Source organism: Megasphaera intestinihominis, from assembly GCF_040096415.1.
GTDB classification, from domain to species: domain Bacteria; phylum Bacillota; class Negativicutes; order Veillonellales; family Megasphaeraceae; genus Megasphaera; species Megasphaera intestinihominis.
In genome coordinates this window covers 1-23,610 of the sequence record NZ_JBBMEU010000014.1, presented here as the reverse complement: position 1 = coordinate 23,610, position 23,610 = coordinate 1, and the positions used below count along the sequence as shown (strand labels likewise).

The following is a 23,610-nucleotide window of genomic DNA, read 5'->3' as shown; positions in this document are numbered from 1 at the left end:
AACTACGAACTACGTTTACTTCTTCTTCGCATCAGGCCGCTTTATCTTGCGGCGGTAGCGGCGCTTGGGCATGTCTTCGCCCTGCATGTCTTTAGGCAGGGTATCATCGTGGCTCATATCGGCCAGCTGCTGGCGCAATTGGCCCAGGCGGTCGCGCAGTTCGGCGGCTTTTTCAAATTCCAGGTTCTTCGACGCCTCTTTCATCTGCAAAGTCATGGTCTTGATGACTTTGTTCAGGGCCTCACGGGTCATCTTGCCGCCTTTCCTTCCCTTCTGGCTGCCATAGGCCGCTTCCGTTTCGGCGACTTTCGTCAGTTCGATGAGGTCGACGACGTCTTTTTTGACCGATTTCGGCGTAATGTGATGTTTTTTATTATATGCATCCTGGATTTCCCGGCGCCGCTGCGTTTCTTCCATAGCCTTGGCCATGGAGTCGGTAATCTTGTCGGCATACATGATGACCTGTCCATGGACGTTTCGCGCCGCCCGGCCCATGGTCTGGATAAGCGACGTTTCTGAACGCAGGAAGCCTTCTTTATCGGCATCGAGAATGGCTACCAGCGAGACTTCCGGCATATCCAGGCCTTCGCGCAGGAGGTTGATGCCGACCAGGACGTCGAAGACGCCGGCCCGCAGGTCGCGGATGATGTCGGCCCGTTCGATGGTGGCGATATCCGAATGGAGATAGCGCACGCGGACGCCCATTTCCTTCAGGTAATCCGTCAGGTCTTCAGCCATCTTCTTGGTCAGCGTCGTCACCAGGACGCGTTCGTCCTTTTCCGTGCGCTTGCGGATTTCACCCAATAGGTCATCCATCTGGCCGGCAATGGGACGGACTTCCACTTTCGGATCCAACAGGCCCGTCGGCCTGATGATCTGCTGGGCCAGATTGGTCTGGACTTCCATTTCATAAGAGCCAGGCGTAGCGCTGACGTAGACAATCTGGTTGATGCGTTCGACGAATTCCTCAAATTTCAACGGCCTGTTATCCAAAGCCGACGGCAGGCGGAAGCCGTATTCGATGAGGTTTTCCTTGCGCGACCGGTCGCCGGCGTACATAGCCCGCAGCTGCGGCAGGGTGACATGCGATTCGTCGACGAGGATGAGGAAGTCATCGGGGAAATAGTCGAGGAGCGTATACGGCGCCTGACCGGGCTTGCGGCCGGCCAGGTGGCGCGAATAATTTTCGATGCCTGAGCAGTAGCCCATTTCTTCCATCATTTCCATGTCATAGCGCGTGCGCTGTTCCAGCCGCTGAGCTTCCAGCAAATGGCCGCCGTCTTTCAGCACTTTCAGCCGTTCGTCCAATTCCTGGCGGATCGTCCCCAGGGCCCGTTCCATCTTGTCCCTGGTCGTGACATAATGGCTGGCCGGATAAATGGCGACGTGCTTGCGCTCGGCAATGACTTCGCCTGTCAGGACGTCGACTTCCGTGAGCCTGTCGATTTCATCGCCGAACATTTCGATGCGGATGATGGAGTTATCGAAGGCCGCCGGAAAGACTTCGATTGTATCGCCGTGGACGCGAAAGGTCCCGCGTTCGAGGTTCATGTCGTTGCGGCTGTACTGGATATCGACGAGCTTGTGCAGTATTTCTTCCTGCGGCTTTTCCTGCCCCAGTCGCAGGGATACGACGAGTTCACTGTAGTCTTCCGGGTCGCCTAAGCCGTAGATACAGGAAACGGAAGCGACGATGATGACATCGCGCCGTTCAAAGAGGCTCATCGTCGCCGAGTGGCGCAATTTATCGATTTCATCGTTGATGGACGCGTCTTTCTCGATGTACGTATCTGTCGAGGCGATATAGGCTTCGGGCTGATAGAAGTCGTAATAACTGACGAAATAACCGACTTCGTTATCGGGAAAGAATGACTTGAATTCACTGCACAGCTGGGCAGCCAGGGTCTTATTGTGGGCAATGACCAGGGTCGGTTTCTGGACGGCTTCGATGAGCTTGGCCATAGTGAAGGTCTTGCCCGTCCCGGTAGCCCCGACGAGGACCTGGGCCCATTGGCCGGAACGGATGCCGTCTGCCAGAGAGGCGATGGCCTCGGGCTGGTCGCCCATAGGTTCATAAGGGGCGACGACGTGGAAAGGGTGGGATGTATCGTAATCTTTATTGTAATGGGACATATCCATAAGCGTTACCTCTTTTTCGGCCCTTTCTTCCAATTCTTATACAAAGACCAGGGCCAGAGAACCGTAACCAGGACGGTGAAGGCAAAGCCTGCGTCCGACCAGTTGCGGGTGAATAAGATAAAATAGGACCAGGCCAGGGCGGAAAAGCCGACGAGGTACAAGACCCAGGTTCTCCGGTCCAGACCGTGAGCGGGTCCTTTCTTCTTTTTCGGCTGTGCCGTTGCGGCTGTCCCTTCCGGAACGGCTGCAGTATTCCTGGCTTTTTTGCGCCGATTCTTGCGTGACATAATAATCCCCCTTATTTATTGACGATTTTCCCGATATTCTTCAATTCAATGGACAAGGTCCCATCGGGGTTGTTGATGAATTGGATGAAGTCGGTATTTTCGATATATTCCGACGGAAAAGTGATCTCGATGCCCGTATCGGTCTTGATTTTATGGCTGCGGCCGGCCTTCTGGGCATATTCCTTTTCGATGGCTACGGCTTCAGGCAGTTTCGCTTCTTTGACTTGTTCTTCAAATTCCCGCTGCAGGACCGGCGAATCGCCGAAGACGTCGCTGCCCAGGTCCTGCGGCGAGAAGGAATCAGCCGTTTCGGCATTTTCCACCAGATAGGTCTTGGCTTTGGATAAGGCTTCGACCGTGCTGGCGCCGTGTTCTTCCGCTACTTTTTCGGCAATCTTGCTGACGACCTTCACGGCTTCCTTGCTGGAAATGACCGACGTGCACTGCAGGAGCTTGTCCGGCAGGAGGTAGACGTCTTCACCGTCCATTTTCCGCTTCTTGTCGACGAAATGGATAGAAAAATCGTTCAGGCGGATGAGGGCATAGGCCTCGGCTTTCTGCGCCGTCCCGGGCAGGATGGCGTAATGTTTGATGAGCTTGTTGTAGACCGTCCCTTCGTCGTCGAGGATCTGATGGGTATAGGCCGTCTTGTTGTCCAGCATGAGGATGCCCAGGTTGCGGACATCGTCGTCATCCTGGAAGTCGATGACCAGGAGGTCTGTCGATTCCGGTTCATCACAATGGGACACGAGCTGGTAGAGCTCGCGGGCGATCTGGGACGCCAAATCGTCGAAAGTCAGGGTCCCGTCGACGAGGGCCTGCAATTTCATCTGAAAGGCGCTGGTCGCATAGAAGACGCCCGTCTTCTGGGCGGCATCGCCGATGATGCGGTTCAGCCGCTTGCTGACGTATTCGTAGACGACATCGCTGCTGAAATCGAGGTCCTTCTGGGATACAATGCAGACGTTGGTATTGAAATCAAAAATATGGAGTACAGCTGTATTGATCATCATAATGGGCATTCATCCTTTACGCTTGTTTTCGTAATTCAAAGACACTGGCCTCGCGGGAACAGAGGACGCGGAAAGGCAGCCAGTGGCCTGTGCCGCGGTTGACATAGCCCCGGCAGTCCCCTTTCTGGAACATGCCGCGGAGGTACTTGAAGCCCAGGGCCGTGACCAAGGGCGCAATGGGCGCGAACTGGGCGCCGTGCGTATGGCCGCACAAAGTCAGGGGGATGTGATGGGCAAAGCCTTCGTCGATAAAGGCCGAATGATGGGCCAGCATGACGACAAAGGCATCTTCCGGAACCTTAGCCAGCGTTTCCCGGACATACTGTTCCCGTTCTTTGGCAAAGGCTTCATCACCCTTGGCAAAGCTGTAATCAGTGGCGGCGATATAAAAAGACCGGCCGTCGCGGCCATTGCAGCCCCTCAGGCCCTGGCCGCAGCCGCGGCTGGCCTGGAAGGTGGAATTGCGCAGTACCCGGACCGGCGTGTCATCGAGCATGGCTGTAATCGCATCGAAACTGCGGTAATACTCGTGATTGCCATAGCAGAAGTCGATGCCGTCAGGGAAGCGGCTGGCATTGGCTTTGAGGATGGCCTGGGCCTTGGGCAGCAGGGCCAGTTCATCGATGAGGTCGCCTGTGATTTCCAGGCGGTTCACGCCCTGTGCCGCTACGGCATCGAGGGCTTCCTGCAATCGCCGGGGACTGAAAAAGAGCCCCATGTGCAGGTCAGAGAGCTGGCCGATTTTATAGCCGTCGAGATAATCGGGCAGGTTCTTGTATTTCAAGACATGGTAGGTCGTATCCAAATCGCGTTCGCCCAAGAGATTGCCCGCTCCGCTGGTGGCGAAAGCCGCCACGGGGATCAGCGCCGCCAGGCCTTTGAGGAAAGACCGGCGCGTCACGCCCAACGAGCGCCGTTGACGCCGACGCCCTCTCCGGCGGCGCCGGGGCCGGCAGAAAAAGCGGGCTATGGCGACGACGACCAGGCAGGGAAAGGCCAAGAGACAGGCCAGCAGCCAGATCAGGCCGGCCATGGCCTTGCCGTCATAGAGACCTTCCCAGCCCGACGCGATGAGGCCGGGAAAGAGGTCTTCATAATGGTAGAGACCGGCTGCCGATAAGACGGCCAGCAGCAACGTCCCCAGGAGCAGCAGCCAGCGATGACCCGTGCGGACGACATAATCCCATAACAGCGCCGCGACGACGCAGATACAGGATGTAATGACCATGAAGTTAATAAAGAAAAGACCTTTCATCAATTATACCATGGCAGTGATCTTGCCGTGCGGTCCGGCCCAGGGCAAGGACGCGTAGTCCTTGCAGTCGATCCACTGCCAATCCTCCTCTTCTCCGATTTTCCCCTGGGTGATGCAGCCTTCATAGACCGTCATCTGCCAGGTCTTATGCGAAAAGACGCTCTTCAGGGAGCCTACAGGCTGGTCATCGGCAGCCAGGGTCAGTCCTTTTTGCGCCAAGAGCTGACGGACTGCAGCGATGCCCTCTTTCCCCTTCCCCAGGGCATTGGGAAATTCCCACATCGACGCCAAGAGGCCCTTGGGCGGACGGCGGTGGACGAGCCACTGGTCCCCATGGCGGACGACAACGACGGTAATTTCTTCGACAGGCGATTTCTTCTTGACCAGCCGGATGGGCAGATCACATTCTTTCCCAGCCCGGTGAGCCAGGCAGAGCCCTTGCAAAGGACAGTCCGGACAGCGGGGATGCTTGGGGATACAGACCATGGCCCCTAAGTCCATGAGGGCTTCGTTAAAGGTCCCTGGCGCTTCGTCGGGAAGCTGTTCTTCTACGAGAGCCGTGATTTTCTTCTTGCCCGGCGTCGACAAGATATTCTCTTCAATATCGTAAAGGCGGGCAAAGATGCGCAGGACGTTGCCGTCGACAGCGGCTTCCTTCTGACCGTAAGCCAGGCTTAAAATGGCGCCGGCTGTGTAATCGCCAACGCCTTTCAGTGACTGTACGTCTTTTTTATTTTCCGGCACATGGCCGCCGTATTTGACCTGTACTTCCTGGACCGCTTCATGGAGGTTGCGGGCCCGCGAGTAATACCCCAAGCCCTGCCACTGCCGCAGGACTTCATCCTGGGAAGCCGCCGCCAGGGCGGGAATGGTCGGGAAATGGTCCATCCAGCCGTCATAATAGGGACGGACGGTTTCGACTTTCGTCTGCTGCAGCATGATTTCCGACACCCAGACCTTATACGGATCCCGCGGCGATTCGTCGCGCCAGGGCAGATCCCGGCCATGGGCGGCAAACCAGTCGAGGAGCAACGGGCTCCAATGTTCTTTCTTTATATCCATATAAATAAGCCTCTTTCTTTCTACACTATTATCTACTAGTATAGAAATCAAGAGGCTTTTTGTCAAACACGCGTTCTCTCAAGTTTCATCACGTTTCCGAACGGATGCCGTCGCGGAGATGCAGGTCCTCTTTCTTAGGCTGCACGGCTTTACGTCCTTTCTGATACTTTTCATACTGCTGCAACATTTTCCATTGGCGGAAATTGGCTGCCATAATCCTTTCCATTCGCCATACATACATAAGGAGGCCCCCTCTCAAGATACGATATGATTAAAAACAGAAAAGACAACGACATCATTCATGACATCGTTGTCTTTTCTTTGTCTTCATTATACTGCTATTTTATCTCTTGTCAAGGGACTAATGTATTTCAGCAAGATAGTTTATAGTGCAGAGTTTGTAGGCTAGCACCTAACAGCTAACAGCTAACCGCTAGCTGCTGGCCGTGTACCAGGCGGGCCGCCTACGAGCTCCTATATCCGATGCAAATGTTTCAGGGATAAATCCAGGATGGGCGCGGAATGGGTCAAGGCGCCGCTAGAAATGTAATCGACGCCGATATCGGCCAGGGCGGCGATATTTTCTTTGGTCACGTTGCCGGAACATTCCGTTTCAGCCCGGCCGGCGATGATGGCTACGGCTTCTTTCATCATGTCGTGGCTCATGTTATCCAGCATGATGATGTCCGCCCCGGCTTCGACGGCTTCGCGGACCATGTCCAGCGTTTCCGTTTCGACTTCGATCTTGCGGACGAAAGGCGCATAGGCTTTGGCCATGGCAATAGCCTTGGCCACGCCGCCGGCAGCACTGATGTGGTTGTCCTTGAGGAGGACGCCGTCTGATAAGTTGTAGCGATGGTTCTTGCCGCCGCCGACGGTGACGGCATATTTTTCAAAGACCCGCATGTTCGGCGTCGTCTTGCGCGTATCGACGAGGGTCATCCCCGTCCCTTCCAGCAGGGATACGACCTGATGGGTATAGGTCGCAATGCCGCTCATGCGCTGCAAATAGTTCAGTCCTACCCGTTCGGCCGACAAGATGGCCCGCATACTGCCGACGACTTTGGCCAGTTTCTGTCCCTTGTGGACTTCATCACCATCTTTGACGAAGAACTCGAACCAGACCTTATCGTCCAGCAGGGTAAAGGGCCGGGCAAAGACGTCGAGGCCGGCGATGATACCGTCCTGTTTGCACAGGAGTTCCGCTTCACCCTGGCAGTCTTCCGGCAAAATGGCATTGGTCGTCACGTCTTCACCGGTGATGTCTTCCTGCAGGGCCTGCAGGATCAAGGGGTCAGCCTGCAATTTCATGGTTACGCTGTTCATCACATTCACGCTCCCTTTCCATTTCACCTAAGACGTGGCAGCGGTACTCTTCAGCCAGTGTATCTTCATGGCTGCAGATGAAGGATTCTGACGGTGCACATGCTTTGGCAAAATCGGCGGCACTGACTACCTGCTGGGGCTGCTTTTCTGTTTCTACGATGTGCTGAGCTGCGCGCTTGCCGAAGACCAGGCTTTCCAGGAGAGAATTGCTGGCCAGGCGGTTGCGGCCGTGGACGCCGTTACAGCTCGTTTCGCCGACGGCATAGAGATGATCCATCGTCGTCTGGCTGTACTTATCGACGTGGATGCCGCCCATGAAGTAGTGCTGGGCCGGCGTGACCGGGACCCAGTCTTTCGTCGCATCGATGCCATCTTCCAGGCAGCGTTCATAAATGTGCGGGAAATGATGCTTGATGACGTCTTCGCCGAGGACGGTCATGTCGAGCCAGACGAAGGGGCGGTCATCCTTCTTCATCTGCTTGCGGATTTCTGCCGTCATCAAATCGCGGGGCAGGACTTCATTGGCAAAACGCTGGCCATCTTTGCCGCGCAGCTTGGCCCCTTCGCCACGGACCGATTCAGAAATGAGGAAGCTCCGGCCCGGCTTTTTGGAATAGAGCGACGTCGGGTGGATCTGGACGTAGTCGATATGTTCCAGTTCGACGCCATGGCGCATGGCAATGGCCAGGGCATCGCCCGTGAGATGAGGGAAATTCGTCGAATGGTCATACAAGCCACCGACACCGCCACTGGCCAGAATCGTTTCATCAGCCTGGATAGCCCGATAGCGGCCCTGGCTGTCGCGGGCGATGATGCCCAGGCAGCGGTTCCCGTCGGTGACGATATCGACCATGGTCGTAAAATCACGGATGGTCACATTGGGCAGCTGGCGGACAGCTGCTAAAAGATGGCTGGTGATTTCCTTGCCCGTAATATCTTCATGGAAGAGGATACGAGCCCGCGAGTGGCAGCCTTCCCGCGTGTAATCGAGAGAGCCGTCGGCTTTGCGGGCAAAATCGACGCCGTAGCCGATGAGTTCATTGATGACCGGCCGTGACGAGCGGATCATGATATCGACGGATTCACGCCGGTTTTCATAGTGGCCGGCTTTGAGTGTATCTTCCATGAAACTGTCGTAATCGTCCTTGTCGTGAAGGACGCAGATGCCCCCTTGGGCTAAAAAAGAATCGCTGTTTTCTACTTCATCTTTGGTAATCATCAGGACTCGTTTATCCCGGGGCAGATGCAGGGCGGCAAAGAGGCCGCTGGCCCCGGTACCGGCGATGACGATATCTGTTTTTTCTGTTTCCATTGCTATTACCTTCTTCTATTTGGCTAATTCCAGCATCCGTTCCAGCGAACGGACAGCTTTTCCGGCGACATCCGGGTCGACGCGGACTTCATTCGTTTCATCGCGCAGGCAGTCGCGGACTTTTTCCAGCGTGACTTTCTTCATGTTGATGCAATACGCATCTTCCATGGCTGGATAAAAGGTCTTGCCAGGATTGCGCGTTTCTAATTCATAAAAGACGCCGCCTTCCGTACCGATGATGAATTCCTTGGCATCGGACTTGCCGGCATAGTCGATGATGCCCGACGTACTGCCGACATAATCGGCCAGGGCCAGGACTTCTTTGCGGCATTCCGGATGGGCCAGGAACAAGGCCTGGGGATGAGCCGCCTGGACCTGTTTCACATAAGCCGGGTCAACCGTATCATGGCGCGGACAGAAGCCGTCGTTGAGGATAAAATGCTTGTCCGGGACCTGCGTCGATACGTAATGGCCCAGATTCCGATCAGGCGTAAAGAAAATATGCTTGTTCGGCAGTTTCCGGACGATCTTGACGGCATTCGACGACGTGACGCAGACATCGGACACAGCCTTGACAGCAGCCGTCGAATTGACATAGCAGACGACGGCCAGATCATCATATTGGGAACGGACTTTTTCAATCGTCTTTACGTCAGCCATATGAGCCATAGGGCAGCTGGCCGTCGCATTGGGCATGAGGACCTTCTTTTCCGGGTTGAGCATCTTGGCACTTTCCCCCATAAAGTCGACACCGGCAAAGACGATGACCTTGGCATCCGTTTCAATCGCCTTCTTGGCCAGGCCAAAAGAATCACCGACAAAATCTGCATATTCCTGAACTTCATCAGGTACATAATAGTGAGCAAGGATAATAGCCTGCTTCTCTTTTTTCAGAGCTGCAATCTCATCTTCGATATACACCAAACTTCATCCTTTCAGGGAAGAGGTTGCCCCATAAAGACACCTTCATGTGACAACCTCTTTTATTTAAAGTACATAACGGCGCATCATCCCTTGCGGGATAGACCGTTTTTTTGTTTACCCTATTATACCGTATCGGTAAAGATTTGACAACACTACTGTCAAGACAGTGCAAGATGTGAAAAAGAGGCTGTCGCATTAAGACAGCCTCTTTTTAGTGGTTAGCCGCTAGTGGCTAGGGGTTAGTGGATGGCTTGAAATTTAAAGGTTTGCTCTGAAAACTACAAACTCCGTATTACAAACTATCACCTTATATCAATTTATTTTGCTTGGCAATTTCAGCGACTGCTTCGATAGAAAGTTTCATGTACCGGGCAATTTGCTCAAAGGATAGACCATCTTTAATCATTTCGAGCGCTGCTTCCCGGTCTTTCCGTTCAGAATTTCGTTTTTCTTGCTCAACGCCTTTTTTTATACCCTTTTTTATGCCTTTTTCTATACCCTTTTCCAAGCCTTTTTCCATGGCTCTTTCATAGAGTCCTTCACCTAAGTTGCACATAGTCGTGACATCCTTCTTCCCTTTAGCCGTCAAATCAATGTCATATTCATCATGTAAGGCTGTCAGTAGATCTTCTGATTTCATCTTTTTGATTTAACCTCATTGTAGCAAATACCCCCACTTTGTATAACACGAATAAGGTGTCGTCTTATGATTTTTCCATATACAAAAGGGACCTGCCACGACGGTATGGCAAGTCCCTTCAGGATATCAAGATTTCAACCACGAACCACTAGCCACTAATTACTAACTGCTAGCCCCTACCCGTGGATCAAGTCGAGCATGGCGTGGAGTTTGTCGATGGTGTCTGCCGCTTCCTGGCGGACTTCTTCCGGGTCGCGGGTGATGCGGGCGACGCCGCTTTCCATGGCAGCTTTGGCGACGGCTGCGGCGACGGCCGGAGCGACGCGTTTGTCGAAGGCGTCGGGGATGACGTGGTCTTCGGCCAGTTGGTCATCGCCGACCAGGGAGGCGATGGCGTAAGACGCAGCCAGTTTCATGTCTTCGTTGATGCTGCGGGCCCGGACGGCCAGGGCGCCGCGGAAGATACCCGGGAAGACCATGACGTTGTTGATCTGATTCGGTGCATCCGACCGGCCAGTGCCGACGACTTTGGCACCGGCCGCTTTGGCAGAGGCGTAGTCCGTTTCCGGGATGGGGTTGGCCATGGCGAAGACGACGGCATCGTCGGCCATGGCCTGGATGATTTCCTTAGTAAAAATATGCGGTGCCGATACGCCTAGGAGGAGGTCGGCCCCTTTGACGGCATCAGCCAGGGTCCCGTGGGCATGGGACGGATTGGTCAGGGATGCCAGTTCCGCCTGGACCGGGTTCAGCCCTTCCATGCCAGCGTAGAGAATCCCCGGACGGTCGACCATGGTGACGTTCCGAGCTCCGGCGCGGACCAGGAGGCGGCCGATGGAAGCGCCGGCAGCCCCTGCCCCATTGATGACGATGCGGGCTGTCTTCAAGTCCTTATGGACATAGCGGAAGGCACCGATGACGCCGGCCAGGGCGGCAATGGCCGTGCCGTGCTGGTCATCATGGAAGACAGGGATATCCATTTCTTTTTTCAAGGTCTGTTCGATTTCATAGCATTTCGGCGAGGCAATGTCTTCCAGGTTGATACCGGCGAAAGACGGCTGCAGGCGCTTCACGGTTTCGATGAATTCTTTTGGGTCCTTTGTATCCAGGCAGATAGGAACGGCATTGACGCCGCCAAATACCTTGAACAGGATGGATTTCCCTTCCATGACCGGCATGGCAGCTTCCGGGCCGATGTCGCCCAGGCCGAGGACACGGGTCCCGTCCGATACGACGGCGATCATATTGCCACGGCAGGTCAAATCGAAAGACAAATCCGGGTCCTTAGTGATTTCCCGGCACGGCTGGGCAACGCCAGGCGTATAGAGAATACTCAGGTCGTCGTGGGTCTTGAGGACTTCCCGGGGAATGGTTTCAATAACGCCGTGTTTGCCGCGGCGGATTTTCATGGCTTCTTCATCGAAATTCATGACGCTAAAACTCCTCCTATAACTGTTTATGCATAAAAAATGGCCTGGGGTTCTGTAAATTCCAACATCCCATCTTTGCCGCCTTCACGGCCGATACCACTGTCCTTAAAACCGCCGAAAGGCGCTGTGACGTCGCGCGGGCTGTCGTTGACGTAGACGTTGCCCGACAAAACGGCTGCTGCCACCTTCGAGGCTTCTTCCTTGTCCGGTCCCCAGACGGCAGCGTTGAGGCCATAAGGCGTATCGTTGGCAATGGCCAGGGCTTCGTCGGCGGTATCATAAGCGATGACGCTGAGGACGGGGCCGAAGATTTCTTCGCGGGCAATGGTCATGTCATTGGTTACGTCCGTAAAGATGACAGGCTTGACATAGTAACCGTGGTCCGGCGCATCCGGACGGCCGCCAGCCAGAAGTGTCGCCCCTTCTTCCAGGCCCTTGGCGATGTAGGCATCGACGGTCTGCCACTGGTCATACGATGCGACAGGACCGATTTTCGTCGTTTCCAGAGCCGGGTCGCCTACGGTATATTCCGGCAGTATCTTCAGCATGAGCTGTTCAATCTGTTCCTTGTCATCCCGCGGGATGATCAGGCGCGACAGGGCCGTACAGGTCTGGCCACTGTTGAGGAAAATGGAATTGAAGCACATGCGGATAGCCTTTTCGTAGTCCGCCCCCTTCAAGAGGACGAAAGGCGACTTGCCGCCCAGTTCCATACTGATGCGCTTCATCGAAGCTAAGGCGCGCTGAGATACCTTGATGCCGGCTGCCGTCGACCCCGTAAAGGATACCATGGCGATATTCGGGTCGTCGCAGATGGCATTGCCGACCTGGCTGCCCCGGCCGGCGACGAGATTGAAGACGCCTTTGGGGAAACCGGCCTGGTCAAAGGCTTCGGCCAGGTAGTACGCCGTCACCGGCGTGTGCTGACTCGGCTTGAGGACGACTGTCGCCCCGACGAGCAAGGCCGGTACGACTTTCTGGATAATCTGCCCTAAAGGATAATTCCACGGCGTGATACAGCCGATGACACCCAAAGGCCGGCGGTAGACGACGGATTGGGACAGATGTTCGACCAGTGGCAATTCCGGTGCCAAGTCGATATACGACTGGGTCCGCACGAACTGGTAGCCAATATGGTTGGTCCTGGCAAAGGCTACAGGCGCCCCTAATTCCTTGACGACGGCGTCGACGAACTGCGGTTCCAATCTGATCATCTGGACCAGCAGGTTCTTCATGAAGGTGATGCGGTCTTCCAGCGGCATAGCCGACCAGGCCGGGAAAGCTTTGGCAGCCGCCTGGGCAGCGGCAGCGACATCATCGGCACCAGCCGCGGCGACAGTGGCGAAGATTTCTTTCGTCGCCGGATTTTCTACGTCAATATATTGGCCAGACAAGGGCGCAACCCACTGGCCATCGATATATAGTTTTTTCAAATCCATGAAATTACCCCCTTTTACTCGAGATTATTCTTTAATTATAGAGATAAGTCATTGATTATGCAAGTCGGGGAAAAAAATAGACTGCCTAAAAGGCAGTCTATTTTTAGTGGCGCCCCCTACAGACTCCATACCACAAACTATCTTATTTCGCTTCGGCTTCTACGGGTTCTGAGGCGGATACGAAATGGCCGATGATGGAGCCGCCGATGAGGCCGATGATAAAGGGGACGATCCAGCCGAAACCGTATGTGGACAGGGGCGTAGCGGCGACGATGGCTTTAGCAAAGCCCAGGCTGCTCAGACCCGGCAGGGATTCCAAAAGGGCGAAGAGCGTGACCAGGTAGACAGAGCCTTTGTAAGCACCGTTGTTGGGCATGAAGCGGCCGATGATGCCCAGGACCAGGAGGGCCAGGCACGGCGGATAGCAGACGCCGAAAATCCAGCCGATGTAGGTGACGATACCGTCGACGCCGAGGAGGGCCGTCAGGGCCGACAAGATGCAGCAGGCGACGGCGACTTGCTTATAGCTGATGCGGTTGCCCGTAGCCGTGCTGGTGAATTCGGCAACGGCGGCAATCTGACCGATGGCTGTCGTCAGGCAGGCCAGGACGACGGCGATGCCCATGGGAACCATGACCCACGTGCCGACGCGCTGGATGATGGCGACCAGGAGTTCCGCACGGCCGATGTTCTGCGCATAGTCACCGCTGACGCAGGCGCCCATGTAGAGCAGGCTGCCGTAAATGATGAGCAGCAGGACGAAGGAAACGATGCCACAGTAGATGAGCACTTTATTGCGCTGGCCGACGGTCGTATAGCCCTTGCCGTAAATGGAGCTGATGAAGACAGCTGCCATGATGAAGCTGACCAGGACGTCACCCGTGTTATAGCCGCCGAGGAAGGCATTGACGAAGGGATGGTCCACAGCCGGAGCGACGGGTGTCCCCAGGGGATTGAAGATGCCGACGAAGGCGACGATGACCAGGATCAGGGCCAGGAGCGGCGTCAGGTATTTGCCCATGCGGTCCATGACGTTGTTCTGGTCGGCAACAAAGAAGAAGCTGATGACGAAATAGGCGATGACCAGCGGGATGAACGGTGCTGCCGGCAGGTTGCCCTGGATGCCGAGCTGGATGGCCGTCGCACACGTACGGGGAATGGAAACGAAGGTACAGACCAGCATGAGGGCTGCCAGGAGGACGTTATACGTATTCTTCCCTACCCGTTCAGTAATGGAGTGGACGTCGCCGTTGAGGCCGATGACGATGAGCGTGAAGATAGGAAGAAAAATACCCGAAAGGGTCAGGCCAGCCAGGCCGGACAGGAAATCGCTGCCGCTGTTCAAACCGAGCTGGGGCGGGAAAATCAAATTGCCGGCGCCAAAATAGGTGGCAAAGAAGGCGAATCCCAGGATGAGCACATCCAGCCCCCGGATAGCCTTGCCACCAGAAGAGTTGTTGTTCATGAAAATACCCCCTAAGAATGATTGAATGATGTGAAAATAAGTACATAATACGCCAAAAGAAAAGAGGCGCTGCCTCCAAGCTGCGCCTCAGTCATAATGATATCTTTCAGGAATAGCCTGTAGGAATTGGCACCTTACCTTAGGCAGGTTGCCGCAGCGTCATCGGGCCCGTCCCTCAGCTGCTCTCGATATAACTTATGAAATTTGTCTGTATTGGTGTTATTTTATAAAATTTTTAACGACTTGTCAATGTATTTATTTTGATTTAACGTTTTACTTCTGACAACTGGGACAAAGGTCAGCCAAAAAGCAGTTGTCGCATAAAGGCTTGCGGGCTTTGCAGACCCGGCGGCCATGCCAGATGAGCCAATGATGGGCCCGGCTCCACCATTCCTTGGGAATGGCCTTCTGCAGGCCCTTTTCGACTTCCAGCGGCGTCGTCCCTTGGGCCAGCTGCAGACGGTTGGACACGCGGAAGACGTGGGTATCGACAGCAATGGCCGGCGTATTGAACAAGATACTGACCAGGACATTGGCCGTCTTGCGGCCGACGCCGGGCAGTTTCACCAGCTCATCGAAAGTCTGCGGCACTTGGCCATGATATTTTTCACAAAGGATGGCACAGTTGGCCAGGATATTCTTGGCCTTGCTGCGATAGAGGCCGCAGGTCCGTATCTTTTCTTCCAGTCCCGCTGTCCCCAGGGTCAGCATCTTTTCCGGCGTGTTATATTCCGGGAACATGCCGGCCGTCACGATATTGACCCGTTCATCCGTACATTGGGCCGACAAGATGACGGCAATCATCAATTCAAAAGGAGAATTATAGTGCAGAGCCGGTTTCATGATACCATACTGGTCCTGGAACCGCTGCAGCATTTCATCTTTTACTTTCTTGGAAATAGCCATATCACTTTACTTCCTCATCAGTATGGATTACGTCGTTCAGGCTGCCCATTTCATAGCCGCCCAAATCGAGGGTGACGTACGTAAAGCCCGTATCCTTGATGGCCCGGACGATTTCCTCCCGATGAGCCAGGACCGACGGGATTTCATCGACGGCGACTTCGATGCGGGCTACATCGCCGTGATAGCGGACGCGCAGGGACCCCTGGACGTAAGGCGCTACGGCGGCTTCGGCCGCATCGATCTGAGCCAGGCGGTGCGGCGTCAGTTCCACGCCATACGGGACGCGGCTGGCCAGGCAGGCAGCGCTCTGCTTATTCCAGGTCTGGAGGCCGAATTCCTTCGACAAAGCCCGGATATCCGCCTTGGCCAGGCCTGCTTCGATCATCGGGCTGCGGACGGCGTCGGATAATTCCTGCAGGGCTTTCATACCCGGCCGGTAATCACCGAGGTCATCGACATTCCCCCCGTCGACGACCCACTGATAGCCTTCGGCCTTGGCCAGGGCCACGAGCGACGTAAAGCGTATTTTCTTGCAGATATAGCAGCGATCTGGCGGATTCTGGACGAAGTCCGGGTCCTCGAATTCCGTCGAATGGGCCAGGCGGTGTTCGACGCCGATGACCTTGGCCATGGCCTTGGCATCAGCCGCTTCACTGCCCGGCAGGGTCGCCGAAACGGCCGTCACGGCCAGGACCCGGTCCCCCAGAGCCTGGTGAGCCGCATAGGTCAGGAAGGTGCTGTCGACGCCGCCGGAAAAGCCGACGACGACACTGCCCATGTCCTTTAAGATCTGCTGGAGTTTTTCATATTTCTTGCTTGTCTCTGTTGAAATCAAAAGAGTTCCCCCTCGAACCAATATAGTTTTCATAGAACTGTCGAATGACGCCCTTCATTTCTTCGTCACCGACATATGGCAGGGCCTGCTGCCACAAGGCATCGGGCACGCCATAATAGGCTTCGGCAATGCTGCCGGCAATGGCTGCCTGCGTATCCGTATCGCCGTTGAGCCAAATCGCCTTGCGGATCGTATCTTCATAGTCCGTCCCTTCCAGGAAACATTCGATGGCTTCTGGCACACTATCGTCCGTCGTGCAGGTAAAGCCATAAGACGGCCGTATCTGGGCCAGTGTCCGGGACAGATCATAGAAATGCGACCACAGATATGCGGCAATCGCCTCTTTCTCCTTCCCCTGCCGGGCCAGGAAGATAGCCGACGCCACGGCAATGGCACCCTTGATGGCTTGGGGATGGTCATGGCTGACGACGGCTGTCAGCTCTGCCAGCGCCTGGGCTTCCTCCAGAGTATCGGCAATCCAGCCAGCCGGGCTGACGCGCATAGCCGCCCCATTGCCATAGCTGCCGTAAGCCGGTGCCTCGTCGGCCAGGAACCAGCGGCGGAACAGGCCGCCAAAACCGGCGTCGGGATATTTCCGGCACCAGTAGCGGAGCTGGCGCCGCAAGGGTTCGATATAGCCGCAGCAGGATGCCTTCCCCTCCATCAGGGCTGCCGCTACGGCTACAGTCGTCACCGTATCATCGGTAAAACGGCTGTTTTTAACGAATAAAGGAAAATCCAGGGATTCCGCGGTTTCATCGAATTCATAGATGGAGCCGGCAATATCGCCGATGATAGCTCCCTTCATGGAATCATCTCCCTAAAAGAAATGAGCCGATTCTTCTTTCAAGACTTTATCGCGCAAAGCCGACAGCTTGCTGCTGCGCTGGACCCACATTTCTTCCGGGTTGACCAGGCGCAGGTATTCGGGCCACAAAGTCTGGACCTGCTGGTCTGCATAGGCCATGATGGTTTTGAGGTCCGGTTTCTGATAGACCAGTTCGCCTTTCTGGAAAATAGGGACGAGCATCTTCTGGACACGGTAAGTCCCGCCAGGAATCGTCCGCGAGCGCCACGGTGCCTTATCGCTCTGGAGGAGCAGGTCTTTCGATTCGTCAATGCTTTCACCTTCGAGGATGATGATGTCAGCTTTCATTTTCCCCGTATCTTTATCGTAAATGCGCAGGACGTTCTTCAGGCCCGGATTGGAAATCTTTTCGGCATTGTCGCTCATCTTGATCTTCGGCACGAATTTGCCATCGTCATACTGGCCGACGAGTTTGAAGACGCCGCCCAGGGACGGACTGTCCTTGGCCGTAATCAAGTTCGTGCCGACACCCCAGGAGTTGATGGCGCAGCCCTGGGCTTTCAATTCGGAAATGAGGTTTTCATCGAGGTCATTCGAGGCCGCAATGATGGCATCCGGGAAGCCTGCATCGGCAAACATCTTATGGGCTTCTTTCGATAAATAAGCCAGGTCGCCGCTATCCAGGCGGATACCATAAGCCTTGGGCAGGGTGCCGGCAGCCTTCATTTCCTTGAAGATCGTAATGGCATCGGGGACGCCCTGTTTCAGCGTATTATATGTATCGGCCAGGAGGATGAGGTTGTTCGGGTACTGGCAGGCATAGGCGCGGAAAGCTTCCAGTTCCGACGAGAAGCTCATGACCCAGCTGTGAGCCATGGTCCCTAAGACGGGCATGCCGAATTTGGCGCCAGCCAGGACGTTGCTGGTCCCGTTAAAGCCGCCGATCATGGCCGAACGGGCGCCGTAAACACCGGCCGATTTCCCCTGGGCCCGGCGCAGGCCGAATTCCATGAGGTTGTCCTTACCAGCCACCGTCCGGACGCGGCGAGCCTTGGTGGCAATGAGGCTTTCATGGTTCATGATCATGGACATGCACGTTTCTAACAGTAAGGCTTCGTCCTTCTTGGTCTGGACGCGCAGGAGCACTTCCTGAGGAAAGGCGACGGTCCCTTCGGGCATGGCATAGATGTCGCCCGTAAAGCGCAGGTCTTTCAGGTAATCGAGGAATTTGTCCTGGAAAAAACCGGTGCTCTTCAGATAGGCCAGGTCGTCGTCACTGAAATGTATATTGTGTACATAATCGATGAGATGTTCCAGCCCGGCCACGACCGTATAGCCCCCCTGGAAGGGATTGGTCCGGTAATAGCGGTCAAACACGCATTGCTGTTCGTGCTTGCCTTCAAAAAATAAGCCCTGCATCATGGTCAACTGGTACAGGTCGGTCAATAACGCTTTCGTATACAAGATAACTCGCCTCCAAAAAGTAGTTATTCCTATTATACATCAGTTAACGATAAAGGAACAACGAATTACCGATTTTGCATACATCGCAAAATTCTATACGGACTTAGCATGACAAAATAGGCTGTCGCACGTGCGACAGCCTATTTCATCGTAGGGGCCGTCCCAAAGGGCGGCCCTTTCTGGTCCATTGTTAGCGGATGGTATTAAATTTAACCTCTCCGGCCTTTCAGGCCACCTCCCCTCTCAAGGGGAGGCTGCGAGTCACGAACCACGAACCACGAGCCACTTTACTTCCTCTTCAACACGTTATGGACGGCCTGGATGACGTCGCTGGCCGAGAGATTATAGGCTTTCAGGAGGTCATCCGGTTTCCCCGATTCGCCGAAGCGGTCCTGGATGCCGACGAGTTCTACTGGGACACAGCAGTGCTGGGCCAGGGCTTCGCAGATGGTCCCTCCCAGACCGCCCATGATTTGATGTTCTTCACAGACGACGACGGCCCCCGTTTCAGCCGCACAAGTACAGACCGTATCCAGGTCCAGCGGTTTGACCGTGTGGATGTTGACGACGCGGGCCGAAATACCTTCCCGGGCCAGTTCATCCGCCGCCGTCAGGGCTTCATGGACCATGAGGCCGTTGGTGAAGAGGGTCACATCACTCCCATCCCGGAAGATGGCCGCCTTATAGAGGTCAAAAGGCGTATCCTTATCGGTGACGACGGGCGCCGGATTGCGGCCAAAGCGGACATATGACGGCCCTTTGATATCATAGACGGCCATCGTCGCCTTATACGTTTCCCACCAGTCACAAGGCGTAATGACCATCATATGGGGAATGACCCGCATGAGGGCGATGTCCTCCAGAGCCTGATGGGTAGCGCCGTCAGGGCCGACGGAAATGCCGGCATGGGCGCCGCCGAGCTTGACGTTGAGATTATTATAACAGACCGTATTGCGTATCTGTCCCCACGCCCGGCCTGTCAAAAAGACGCCGTATGTCGAAATGAAGGGGACGAAGCCCGTCAGCGACAGGCCGGCTGCCGTACCGACCAGGTCTTGTTCCGATATGCCGACATTGATATATTTTTCAGGATATTCCTGGCGGATCCATTCGGTCCGCGTCGATTTGGCGACGTCCGCATCGAGGACGAGGACATCGTCGTGAAGGCGGCACAGTTCCAGCAGGGCCTTCCCATAGCCGTCGCGCATCGGTACTCGTTCCATTACGGCACCTCCGTTGTCAGTTCATCCATGGCCAGGCGGTACTGGGCTTCATCCGGCGCCGCACCGTGCCATTTCGCTTGATTTTCCATATATGATACACCCTTCCCCTTGACCGTATGGGCCAGGATGACCGTCGGCTTGCCGCGATAGGCCTTGGCAGCGCCATAAGCGTCGTACAGGGCATCTGTATCGTGGCCATCCACGCGGAGGACATGCCAGCCGAAACTTTCCCATTTCGCATCCATCGGTTCCATATTCTTGATCGACACCAAGGAATCGACGAGCTGCAGGCCATTGCAATCGACAATCAGACAAACATTGTCCAAATGGTGCTGTGAGGCAAAAGCGGCAGCTTCCCAAATCTGGCCTTCCTGCTGTTCCCCATCGCCGATGAGACAGAAGACTTCCGGTGTTTCATGGCGCAGTTTCAAGGCCAGGGCAATGCCGTTGGCAATGGACAGGCCTTGGCCTAAAGAGCCGACAGCGCAGTCGAGACAGGGCAGTTTTTCCAAATTGGGATGGCCCTGGAGGGCACTGCCAACCGTCCGCAGCGTATCGAGCAAGGCCAGGGGGAAATAGCCCTTATGGGCCAAAATGCTGTAATAAGCCGGGGCCGCATGGCCCTTGGATAAGACAAAACGGTCCCGTTCCGGCGCATGGGGCCGGTCAGGAAAACAGGTAAAGACATCTGTAAAATAAAGTGTGGCCATGATTTCGACAGCCGATAGAGAGCTGCCAGGATGACCGGAACCGGCACGGTAAATGGACCGCACCGTATCCCGCCGTATCTGCATACACACGTCATGTAGATCATGCTTCATGAAGCATAGCCTCCTATGTCAGGTCGTCAAGAAAAAAACGCCGCATACCCCCGTTTATGTCTGGCGGCGATACGCGTGCGTTCGGACATACGACCTCTTTTGTTCGTTTCTATTTCTTGAGTTTATTGTACAATGATTATATACACAAGTCAAACAGAATATACCATCTGGATATGCTTCATGACTGTATAGCAAGACGTGCTTCCATAATATAAATAAATGGTATAAAAAGGGCTTGTCGCACGACGACAAGCCCTTTTTCTGTAGGGGCGACCACGTGGGGCGCCCGTTCAAGCAAATCCGGTTCATTAGTATCTCACATATACCTGGCGGGCTCGCCACGTGCGAGCCCCTACAACGCTAACTGCTGACGGCTGCCTCCCCCTATTCTTTCATGGCTTTGACGACTTCCGGGTCTACGGCGAAGCCGTGGGCTTCGTCGGGGAAGCTGCGGTCCTTGACGTCGTGGATATACTGGCCTACGGCATCGACGATGGTCTGATGGAGATCGGCATAGGTCTTGACGAATTTCGGGCGGAAGCCATTGCTCATGCCCAGGAGGTCCGTGCAGACCAGGACCTGGCCGTCTGTGCCGTTGCCAGCCCCGATGCCGATGGTAGCCGCTGTATGCAGGGCTTTGGTGATTTCCGTGGCGATATCTGTCGGGACACATTCCAATGTGATGGCGAAGGCGCCGGCTTCTTCCAGCTTCAAGGCGTCGGCAATCAGTTGCTTAGCCGTTTCGCTGTTCTTGCCCTGGACGCGGAAGCCGCCGAGCTGATGGACGGACTGCGGCGTCAGGCCGATGTGGCCGACGACGGGGATACCGGCCGTCGTCATGGCTTTGACGGCTTCGCAGACACTAGCGCCACCTTCGAGCTTGACGGCATCGCAGCCCGTTTCTTTCATGAGCCGGCCGGCATTGTGCAGGGCCTGCTGGGTGCTTTCCTGATAGCTCATGAAGGGCATGTCGCCGACGACCAGAGCCCGTTTGACGCCGCGGACGACAGCCGCCGTATGGTGGATCATATCTTCCATGGTCACAGGCAGTGTCGACGTATGACCCATGACGACATTGCCCAGGGAATCGCCGACAAGAATCATGTCGATACCGGCTTCATCGACGTTCTGGGCCATGATGTAGTCATAGGCCGTAATCATGGAAATCGGCGTGCCTTCCTGTTTCATTTTCTTAATGGTCAGATTGGTTACTTTCTTGTTCATGGTGAACTCCTTCCGCCATCGCAAGGATTCTTGTCAGCGTGTCATGCTGTTTCTCTGTAATCGTTTCGTTTTCTAAGGCTAAGTCTGCAGCGGCGCAGCCAAAAGCACAATAGGGCTGGAGCCATTTCTCCGGCATGACGGCCAGGTGTTTGGCAACGGTCCCGGCATCTCCACGGGACACAGGGCCGGTCAAAGCCGTCTGCCACAGCGGACGCTGGCGGACATTGTCCATCGTCCCTTCGACGAGGGGCCGCAGCGCCTGGGATGCAGCGCCGGCACTGCCGGTCCAGCGGCTCATGAGCTTCTGGGCAATGGCCAGGGCTGTCACGACGTAGTTGGAGCAGAAGCAGGCCGCAGCATGATAGAGCATGCGGTCTTCAGGGGGTACGAAAAAAGGCGTACTGCCCAAAGTCCGGACCAGATCTGCCGCAACAGCCTTGGCCCGTTCATCACCATCGACGGCCATGTAGATTCCCTTCAGGCGGTCTGCCGAAGGTTCGGCAAAGCTTTGCAGCGGATGAAGGCTGCCGACAGGATACCCCAACCGTGAAAGGGGCTCAAGAGGCGATAAATCCATAGCCCCACTGCAGTGAAATATACAGGTCTGAGGCGGCAGCGCATCCCCTGTCAGGGAAGCGGCCAATTCCCGGCTAACGGGAGCCAGGGCATCGTCGCGTACTGTGAGCAGGAGGACATCGCAGTGCCGTGCGAGTTCAGCACCGTCGGTATAGGCAGCGGCATGGAGGCGGCGGGCCATTTGACGTGTATGTTCTTCTGTGGAACAAAGGATTCCTTCGACATCGGAAGGAAAAGCTAATACAAAAGAAGCGCCGACTCTGCCGGCGCCGATAATACCTAAACGCATGATAACTCCCTCAAAAAAAAGCGCACTCCTCCCGGGAATGCGCGTAAAAAGCCTACGTTTACAAGAATTCGTCCCGGTCTTTCGATCCAAGCGATATGCTATGAAATTATGATAATAGTTGACCCGGATTTTTTACGGTACGGATCCCAAAAGATTCCGTCCAACCCGAATCACATGTACAGGATACTACATTTGTGAAACTTTTACCAATAACTTTTAAGAATAGAGTATGATAGTGGTTTGTGGCTCGTGGCTCGTGGTTCGTGGTTCGTAGCTAGTGGCTCGTAAAAGCACTAAGTATTAGCCACGAACAACTAGCCACTAGCCACAAAAAAGAGCTGTCTATAAAGACAGCTCTTTTTTCACACACAATATGGTGGGCGGTAATGGATTCGAACCATCGACCCCCTCGATGTCAACGAGATACTCTAACCAACTGAGCTAACCGCCCATATTTTATACTTCTCTGTGCGACTTGTTTATTATAACTTACTTTTCCCTATTTGGCAAGGGGTATGGGAAAATTATTTCAGCATTTTTTTGATTTCGTATGTCACCTGGCGCTCATTCAATACGGTATTAAAGGGGCGCGTCATCTGGCCGCCGCAGGCGATGAAGATAAGCTGCGGTACCTGATGGACGCCATAGTCATGGAGCATCTGTTTCTGTGTGCTGTATACGGGCAGGGCATATCCCTGCTGGTGGATATAGGCCCGGCTATCTGCTGTATCCGGTCCGACGGGGATGGTCACGAAATAGACATCCTGGCCGTACTGGACACAGGCCTTTTCCAGGATGGCCAGCTGGCGCAGGCTGTCGCTGCTCCAGGATGCCCAGAAAAAGAGGCAGACCGGCTTTTGGTTATACAGAGCCTGCAAGCGTATGTCCCTTCCATCGGGAGCCTGCAGGACCTCATCAGGTGCCAGCATTTCCGTTTCCCGCTCGCTCACGTCTTCCGCTTCCCTGACGACGTCGGAACTATAGGCATCTTCTTCTTTGCCAGGCCAGAAAAAGACTGTCAGTATCAGACAGATACAGGCCAGGCCGGCCAGGATTTTCGTCTTGATGTTCATCATCTCTCCCCCCTCTTTTTCTATCCATTATAACTGAAAAAAGTGGTTCGTGGCTAGGGGCTAACAACGTGAAGAGGGCTTGTCGTCGTACGACAAGCC

At 54.9% G+C, this 23,610-nt stretch carries 22 protein-coding genes, 1 tRNA gene and 1 riboswitch; all 23 genes read right to left on the bottom strand.

The features are described from left to right. Window positions 1-15 precede the first annotated feature (15 nt). Entirely contained in the window at window positions 16-2,133 is a 2,118-nt protein-coding gene (gene uvrB / locus WMO23_RS03665) for an excinuclease ABC subunit UvrB (RefSeq protein WP_349173279.1), read from the bottom strand. Between the two features lie 11 nt (window positions 2,134-2,144). Further along, on the bottom strand, window positions 2,145-2,426 hold the full coding sequence (locus WMO23_RS03660; protein ID WP_020310478.1) for a hypothetical protein: 282 nt from the start codon (window positions 2,424-2,426) through the stop codon (window positions 2,145-2,147). Window positions 2,427-2,437: 11 nt separating this feature from the next. Continuing rightward, complete coding sequence (locus WMO23_RS03655; RefSeq protein WP_020310479.1) at window positions 2,438-3,439, bottom strand: nucleoid-associated protein; 1,002 nt, start codon at window positions 3,437-3,439, stop codon at window positions 2,438-2,440. Between the two features lie 16 nt (window positions 3,440-3,455). Then, window positions 3,456-4,667, bottom strand: a complete 1,212-nt coding sequence (locus WMO23_RS03650; RefSeq protein ID WP_239639615.1) for a metallophosphoesterase — start codon at window positions 4,665-4,667, stop codon at window positions 3,456-3,458. 30 nt (window positions 4,668-4,697) lie between these two features. Further along, window positions 4,698-5,756, bottom strand: a complete 1,059-nt coding sequence (mutY, locus tag WMO23_RS03645) for an A/G-specific adenine glycosylase (RefSeq protein ID WP_349173273.1) — start codon at window positions 5,754-5,756, stop codon at window positions 4,698-4,700. A gap of 88 nt (window positions 5,757-5,844) precedes the next feature. Then, window positions 5,845-5,997, bottom strand: a complete 153-nt coding sequence (locus WMO23_RS03640; RefSeq protein ID WP_349173272.1) for a hypothetical protein — start codon at window positions 5,995-5,997, stop codon at window positions 5,845-5,847. A gap of 233 nt (window positions 5,998-6,230) precedes the next feature. Continuing rightward, window positions 6,231-7,082 (bottom strand): carboxylating nicotinate-nucleotide diphosphorylase, encoded by an 852-nt coding sequence (gene nadC, locus WMO23_RS03635; protein ID WP_292262454.1) that lies wholly within the window; start codon window positions 7,080-7,082, stop codon window positions 6,231-6,233. After that, a complete protein-coding gene (locus tag WMO23_RS03630) occupies window positions 7,051-8,394 on the bottom strand; it encodes an L-aspartate oxidase (protein ID WP_349173271.1) in 1,344 nt (447 codons plus the stop codon). Before WMO23_RS03630 ends, nadC begins: the two co-directional genes overlap by 32 nt. Window positions 8,395-8,409: 15 nt before the next feature. After that, window positions 8,410-9,315, bottom strand: coding sequence for a quinolinate synthase NadA (nadA, locus tag WMO23_RS03625; RefSeq protein ID WP_020310484.1), 906 nt, complete (start codon window positions 9,313-9,315; stop codon window positions 8,410-8,412). Between the two features lie 310 nt (window positions 9,316-9,625). Further along, window positions 9,626-9,958 (bottom strand): hypothetical protein, encoded by a 333-nt coding sequence (locus WMO23_RS03620; protein ID WP_020310485.1) that lies wholly within the window; start codon window positions 9,956-9,958, stop codon window positions 9,626-9,628. A gap of 176 nt (window positions 9,959-10,134) precedes the next feature. Then, window positions 10,135-11,388, bottom strand: coding sequence for an NAD(P)-dependent malic enzyme (locus WMO23_RS03615; RefSeq protein WP_349173270.1), 1,254 nt, complete (start codon window positions 11,386-11,388; stop codon window positions 10,135-10,137). 26 nt (window positions 11,389-11,414) lie between these two features. Continuing rightward, window positions 11,415-12,827: an aldehyde dehydrogenase family protein gene (locus WMO23_RS03610; protein WP_292105352.1), complete on the bottom strand. Its 1,413-nt coding sequence runs from the start codon at window positions 12,825-12,827 to the stop codon at window positions 11,415-11,417. Between the two features lie 142 nt (window positions 12,828-12,969). After that, window positions 12,970-14,292 (bottom strand): branched-chain amino acid transport system II carrier protein, encoded by a 1,323-nt coding sequence (locus tag WMO23_RS03605; protein ID WP_292105349.1) that lies wholly within the window; start codon window positions 14,290-14,292, stop codon window positions 12,970-12,972. 96 nt (window positions 14,293-14,388) lie between these two features. Beyond that, window positions 14,389-14,487: riboswitch (SAM riboswitch) on the bottom strand. A gap of 78 nt (window positions 14,488-14,565) precedes the next feature. Then, the gene (nth, locus tag WMO23_RS03600) at window positions 14,566-15,198 is read right to left on the bottom strand and encodes an endonuclease III (RefSeq protein WP_020310490.1); all 633 of its coding nucleotides are present in this window, start codon (window positions 15,196-15,198) and stop codon (window positions 14,566-14,568) included. 1 nt (window position 15,199) lies between these two features. After that, on the bottom strand, window positions 15,200-16,033 hold the full coding sequence (gene larE / locus WMO23_RS03595) for an ATP-dependent sacrificial sulfur transferase LarE (protein WP_020310491.1): 834 nt from the start codon (window positions 16,031-16,033) through the stop codon (window positions 15,200-15,202). Next, window positions 16,002-16,841, bottom strand: a complete 840-nt coding sequence (locus WMO23_RS03590; protein WP_292105341.1) for an ADP-ribosylglycohydrolase family protein — start codon at window positions 16,839-16,841, stop codon at window positions 16,002-16,004. Before WMO23_RS03590 ends, larE begins: the two co-directional genes overlap by 32 nt. A 12-nt stretch (window positions 16,842-16,853) precedes the next feature. Further along, entirely contained in the window at window positions 16,854-18,305 is a 1,452-nt protein-coding gene (locus WMO23_RS03585) for a nicotinate phosphoribosyltransferase (protein WP_292105338.1), read from the bottom strand. 287 nt (window positions 18,306-18,592) lie between these two features. After that, window positions 18,593-19,528, bottom strand: a complete 936-nt coding sequence (locus tag WMO23_RS03580) for a transketolase family protein (protein ID WP_292105335.1) — start codon at window positions 19,526-19,528, stop codon at window positions 18,593-18,595. Then, on the bottom strand, window positions 19,528-20,349 hold the full coding sequence (locus WMO23_RS03575) for a transketolase (protein ID WP_020310494.1): 822 nt from the start codon (window positions 20,347-20,349) through the stop codon (window positions 19,528-19,530). Before WMO23_RS03575 ends, WMO23_RS03580 begins: the two co-directional genes overlap by 1 nt. A gap of 384 nt (window positions 20,350-20,733) precedes the next feature. Further along, entirely contained in the window at window positions 20,734-21,573 is an 840-nt protein-coding gene (panB, locus tag WMO23_RS03570; RefSeq protein WP_292108148.1) for a 3-methyl-2-oxobutanoate hydroxymethyltransferase, read from the bottom strand. Next, on the bottom strand, window positions 21,542-22,438 hold the full coding sequence (locus WMO23_RS03565; RefSeq protein WP_292108147.1) for a Rossmann-like and DUF2520 domain-containing protein: 897 nt from the start codon (window positions 22,436-22,438) through the stop codon (window positions 21,542-21,544). The genes panB and WMO23_RS03565 overlap by 32 nt, the downstream gene beginning before the upstream one ends. A 374-nt stretch (window positions 22,439-22,812) precedes the next feature. Beyond that, window positions 22,813-22,889 (bottom strand) — tRNA-Val (locus tag WMO23_RS03560). A gap of 73 nt (window positions 22,890-22,962) precedes the next feature. Continuing rightward, on the bottom strand, window positions 22,963-23,514 hold the full coding sequence (locus tag WMO23_RS03555) for a TlpA family protein disulfide reductase (protein WP_020723826.1): 552 nt from the start codon (window positions 23,512-23,514) through the stop codon (window positions 22,963-22,965). Window positions 23,515-23,610 lie beyond the last annotated feature (96 nt).